This is a genomic window from Mucilaginibacter sp., from assembly GCF_041663085.1.
Classification (GTDB): Bacteria; Bacteroidota; Bacteroidia; order Sphingobacteriales; family Sphingobacteriaceae; genus Mucilaginibacter.
Genome location: NZ_JBAZRC010000215.1, coordinates 1 through 4,938, shown reverse-complemented (window position 1 = coordinate 4,938; position 4,938 = coordinate 1). Strand labels below are relative to the sequence as shown.

Genomic DNA, 4,938 nt, shown 5'->3' with positions numbered 1-4,938 from the left:
GATGAACTGCTGTAACCTGTTCAGTCCGTCGTTCTCAAAAAAGGCTTCGTTATAATCTTCGCCAAAGGCTGATGTATCGTATTTTATATCATCAATAATAACCCCGGTTTTCTCTTTACCGGCAACGCCGTATCGTATCAGTTTCATATATTGTTAGTTCATTAGTTCACTGGTTCATCAGTTCATTGGTCTGATTCTATCTGCACATCAGAAATTTGCACATCCGCACATCCTCAATTATTCAATTTTATAAATCCTCCGTCAATAGGGTAATCGCAACCGGTAATAAAGCCTGCTTCGTCGCTGCAGAGGTACAGGGCCAGCGCTGCCACTTCCCCGGGTTTGCCCATGCGGCCTACAGGCTGGCTTTTTGATAGTTTTTCAAAGATCTCATCCTCGCGGCCTGCGTAATTTTTGGCTATAAACCCATCCACAAAAGGTGTATGCACCCTTGCCGGGGATATACTGTTGCAGCGAATGTTGTCAGCCAGGTAATCGCGCGCCACAGAAAGGCTCATGGCCATCACAGCACCCTTACTCATGGAGTAAGCAAACCTATCGGCTATACCTACCCATGCTGCTATTGATGCCATATTAAGGATAACGCCCCCGCCATTAGCCTTCATCCCCGGGATGGCGGCATACAACGCGTTGTAAGCGCCTTTCACATTCACATTGTATATGCGGTCCAGATCGGCTTCGGTTGTCCCCTCCAGGTTGCCCACATGTGCAATACCGGCATTGTTCACCAGTATATCAACGCGCCCGGCTTGTTTAAATACATCCAGCACCTGCTCCTGCTTACTAATGTCTGCTGTATAGCCGAAAGCAGTTCCTCCGGCACTTTCAATTTCTTCGATGGTTTGCGCGGCTGCATCGGCATTCAGTTCGATGATATGCACCGTAGCGCCTTGTTTGGCAAACAATACCGAAATAGCCCGGCCTATACCACTGCCACCTCCTGTAATTACCGCGTGTTTGTTTTTTAAGCTAAACATATATTTTAAATTGAGCTAAAAGCTAAAGGCAGAAAGGTAAAAGCTTTGGACTTTCAGCTTTCTGCTTTTAGCTTATAATGAGACCCCTCTTTTCCAGGGGATAAAATCGTCTTGTCCTAATATTACCGCCTTGGGCTGTTTGCGTCCGCTGGCTACTTCTATCACATAATCCAACATCCGTGTGGCCGATTGTTCGATAGTTTCTTCACCTTCTATAATGGTACCGCAATTAATATCCATAATATCGGGCATCCGGTTAAATACCGCCGTGTTGGTTGCAACTTTTATAACCGGTGCAACAGGGTTGCCTGTTGGTGTACCAAGGCCTGTTGTAAACAAAACCACGTTTGCGCCCGATGCTACTTCGGCCGTAGTGCTTTCTACATCACTACCCGGGGTACATAGCAGGTTTAGGCCGGGTTTGGTTACCTTTTCAGGGTAGTCCAGCACATCCGTTACCGGCGATGTGCCTCCTTTTTTTGCCGCACCTGCCGATTTGATGGCATCGGTTATTAACCCATCCCTGATATTACCCGGCGACGGGTTAGCGTAAAAGCCTGAACCGCCTGCCTCGGCGCGCGCGTTGTAGGTACGCATCAGGTCCATAAATTTCATGGCTTCGGTTTCATCGATGCATCGGTCACTCAGTTCCTGTTCCACCCCACAAAGCTCAGGGAACTCGGCAAGTACAACACTACCACCAAGGCCTACTAATATATCCGACAAATACCCCAGTGTTGGGTTTGCCGAAATGCCCGAGAAACCATCAGACCCGCCGCACTCCAGCCCGATACAAAGTTTTGATAAGGGGGCGGGTTGTCTTTGCTGTTTATTGGCCTCCATTAAACCGGCAAAGGTTTGCTTCAGCGCCTCATGCAGTAATTTACTTTCGGTACCTATTTTTTGCTGTTCCAGCATCACCAATGGTTTGCTAAAATTGGGGTCGCGTTTTTGTATTTCGGTTTGCAGTATAGCTGCCTGTGCATGCTGGCATCCTAAGCTAAGCACGGTTGCACCAGCAACGTTTGGATGCGTGATATACCCTGCAAGTAACCCGCAAAGGGTGTCGCTATCGGTACGCGTACCGCCGCAACCCATATCATGGTTCAGGAATTTTATCCCGTCAATGTTCTCAAATAATTTTTTAGGGGATTGCCCCTCGGGTGATAATTGAAGATCGGCATTTAATATTTCGGCCGCTGTTTTGCCCGACTGATACATTTCTACCAGGCTGTCAACTTCGCTCTCGTATCCACGCGGTTTGGCAAACCCCAGTTTGGCAGACAAGGCCTCTTTTAAAACATTAATATTCCTGTTCTCGCAAAAAACCAGCGGGATAACCAGCCAGTAATTACCTGTACCTACTGAGCCATCTGCCCTATGGAAACCCATAAATGTTTTGTCCCGATAGCCCTCTGCAACTGCAGGGACAGTCCATTCTGTTTTGCGGTTACCCAATTTAAAATCATCAGATGCATGCTTAATGTTATCTACCGTTAAGGCCGTTCCCCGGGCAATGTACTGATTGGCTTTGCCAACCAATACGCCATACATATGGATGGGCGCTTCTGGTTCAAGTGCTGTTATGGTAAACTTATGCTTCACTTCTACCGGGGTAAGCAGGTTAAATGAGTGCCCGTTAAAAGCAATTGCGGTACCCGCGGCAAGATTAGTGAGTGCTACCAGCACATTATCTGCCGGGTGTATTTGTAAATATGTATGTTTATCTGCAGGCATAGCTTATAGGCAAGCTTAATTGGTTATCTGATTTACGAATATATAAAAGCTTATAATTATTTACTGCAAAAAACGCGTTTAATGTAAAATAATATGGACAAAAAAAATCCCCCACAAGGTGGGGGATTTACTATAATGGACTATCCAATTAACGGGATGGATTATCTTATTTACTGATCAGGTTGTACAATTCATCCAGTTTTGGTGATAATACGATCTCGATACGGCGGTTTCTTGAAAGCGCTTCTGGCGTGTTTGCCGTATCTATAGGCTGGAACTCGCCCTTACCTGTTGCAGTTAATCTTTTAGGGTCGATATTCTCCGTTTCGGTTAAATAACGGGTTACTGAGGTTGCGCGCAGCACGCTCAAATCCCAGTTATCCTTTATCTGGCCCAGGTTCTTTATCTTTTTGTTATCGGTATGGCCTTCAACAGCAATATTGATGTCGGCTTCTTTATTTAAAACAGCTGCCAGTTGTTTAAGCGCCTGTTTACCTTTATCGTCGATAACGATACTGCCCGATGGGAACAATAGCTTATCAGTTAATGATACATACACTTTACCATTGCGGATATCAACAGTTAAGCCGCTTTGCTGAAAACCAAGCAGGGCTTTCTGTAGTTTTTCTTTCAACGCGTTTGTGGCTTCATCGCGCTTGCGCAAAATTTCTTCCACTTCTTTTAAACGGGCTTCGCGTTTTTGCAGGTCAGTAGATAGCTGGCTAACTTTTGATGAACTTGCATTATAGTTTTTATCTAAGGCGTTATACTTATCGTTTAATGACCTGTAGTTACCCTTTAGCCCTGCCAGTTCCTGGCGAATGCGTGAAGTATCGGCCATTAGCTTTGATACCTGTTCTTCTAACGTGGTAGTGCGGGTTGCTAATGAGTCGCGCTCGGCTAATAATGCCTTGTGCTTTTTAGGCGACATAACCACGCACGATTGCAGTGCGGAAACGAACAGAACGGCTAATAATAAGTGTTTAAATTTCATGGAATATGTAGATTAGTGTTTAAGCAATTGCGTTCTTCAAAAAAACATTCAGCGGATAGATCCTGCTGCACATATCAACTATCTCATCGGCGGCATTTGCGCTTGTTACTTCTTTATCTTTTAACTGATGCACAACAATGAAGCTTTTTAACCTTAACAAGTCTATATTCTCGTTATCGGCATCATACCCCTTCGGTGTTGTTTTCAGTTGATCCTGTTTCCTGAATTCGCCAAACAGGCCTACAAATTCTTTATCGTCAATTACCTTTTTCAGATCGGCAGCGTTGTAATCAATTTCCTGGCGGATGGCTTTCAGATGTTCGGCCTCGGGCATCCAGTACCCACCGGCAATGAATGATTTGCCGGGCTGTATCTGCAGATAATACTCTACCCCACCCAGTTTTGAACCCTGTGTGGGCAGGCTTATACCAAAGTTGTTTTTATATGGTGTTTTATTCTTGCTGAAGCGGATATCGCGGTAAATGCGCATTACGCATTTTTTAGGGTCAAGGTCGGCACTAACGCTTGGATCTACTTGATGAAGCTTGCCAATAACAGCGGCGGCAAGTTCTATCACATTCCCGCGTGCTTTATCGTATCTGTCTTTGTTGGCCTGGAACCACTCCCTGTTGTTGTTCTCAACAAGCTCTTTTAAAAAATAAAGCGTATGGGATTCTATCATTACAGAAATGAAGTATTAAAAATGAATACAGGAAAGTGCGAACGCTTAATTTAAGTTAAGCTTCTCGCTGCGCATGTTAAGGTCAACATCCTTACGGCGGTATTTTTTATACCAGATGTATGCTACGGCAGCAACTGCCAGGTAAGGTGCACCCAATAGGTACATAATACCGTTATTTAACCCATTTGTAGTTTTGGCGCCACTTTTTGAGTTTGTTTCTACATTGGCTGCACACGTAGAACATTGTGCTTTTACAGGCACCACACTTATCACTAATAAACCTAATACTAATGCGAGGTATAAGAACTTTAACTTTTTCATATCGACCTGATTAAAAATGGTAGTAAGGTTTGATCATCAAATATACAACAACGCCCGATATTGTAACGAATAACCATATAGGAAACGCCCATCTTACCAGTTTCTTATGTTTTTGTACCTGCATTTGTAAGCCGCGATAAAAACTTAATAATATCAGGGGTAGTACGCCGGCGGCAAGTACAATATGCGGCACTAATATCAAGAGG

The 4,938-nt window shown here is 44.5% G+C and carries 6 protein-coding genes and 1 pseudogene; all 7 read right to left on the bottom strand.

From position 1 onward, the window contains the following. Window positions 1-147 (bottom strand): annotated as a pseudogene (locus tag WC615_RS22490) (ureidoglycolate lyase); the annotation flags it as partial. 86 nt (window positions 148-233) lie between these two features. After that, window positions 234-998 (bottom strand): SDR family NAD(P)-dependent oxidoreductase, encoded by a 765-nt coding sequence (locus WC615_RS22485; protein ID WP_372980276.1) that lies wholly within the window; start codon window positions 996-998, stop codon window positions 234-236. 72 nt (window positions 999-1,070) lie between these two features. After that, window positions 1,071-2,735 (bottom strand): UxaA family hydrolase, encoded by a 1,665-nt coding sequence (locus WC615_RS22480; RefSeq protein ID WP_372980275.1) that lies wholly within the window; start codon window positions 2,733-2,735, stop codon window positions 1,071-1,073. A 166-nt stretch (window positions 2,736-2,901) separates the two neighbouring features. After that, on the bottom strand, window positions 2,902-3,729 hold the full coding sequence (locus WC615_RS22475; RefSeq protein WP_372980274.1) for an OmpA family protein: 828 nt from the start codon (window positions 3,727-3,729) through the stop codon (window positions 2,902-2,904). Window positions 3,730-3,748: 19 nt separating this feature from the next. Further along, complete coding sequence (locus tag WC615_RS22470) at window positions 3,749-4,411, bottom strand: DUF2461 domain-containing protein (protein ID WP_372980273.1); 663 nt, start codon at window positions 4,409-4,411, stop codon at window positions 3,749-3,751. A gap of 45 nt (window positions 4,412-4,456) precedes the next feature. Then, on the bottom strand, window positions 4,457-4,732 hold the full coding sequence (locus WC615_RS22465; RefSeq protein ID WP_191175655.1) for a hypothetical protein: 276 nt from the start codon (window positions 4,730-4,732) through the stop codon (window positions 4,457-4,459). Between the two features lie 10 nt (window positions 4,733-4,742). Then, window positions 4,743-4,938: DUF420 domain-containing protein (locus WC615_RS22460; RefSeq protein ID WP_372980272.1), on the bottom strand; the 196-nt coding region annotated here is incomplete at its 5' end.

Excerpts from the sequence above, each read along its gene's own strand:
- WC615_RS22480 (WP_372980275.1), bottom strand. The coding sequence starts at position 2,735 with ATGCCTGCAGATAAACATACATATTTACAAATACACCCGGCAGATAAT.
- WC615_RS22475 (WP_372980274.1), bottom strand. The coding sequence starts at position 3,729 with ATGAAATTTAAACACTTATTATTAGCCGTTCTGTTCGTTTCCGCACTG.
- WC615_RS22470 (WP_372980273.1), bottom strand. The coding sequence starts at position 4,411 with ATGATAGAATCCCATACGCTTTATTTTTTAAAAGAGCTTGTTGAGAAC.
- WC615_RS22485 (WP_372980276.1), bottom strand. The coding sequence starts at position 998 with ATGTTTAGCTTAAAAAACAAACACGCGGTAATTACAGGAGGTGGCAGT.
- WC615_RS22465 (WP_191175655.1), bottom strand. The coding sequence starts at position 4,732 with ATGAAAAAGTTAAAGTTCTTATACCTCGCATTAGTATTAGGTTTATTA.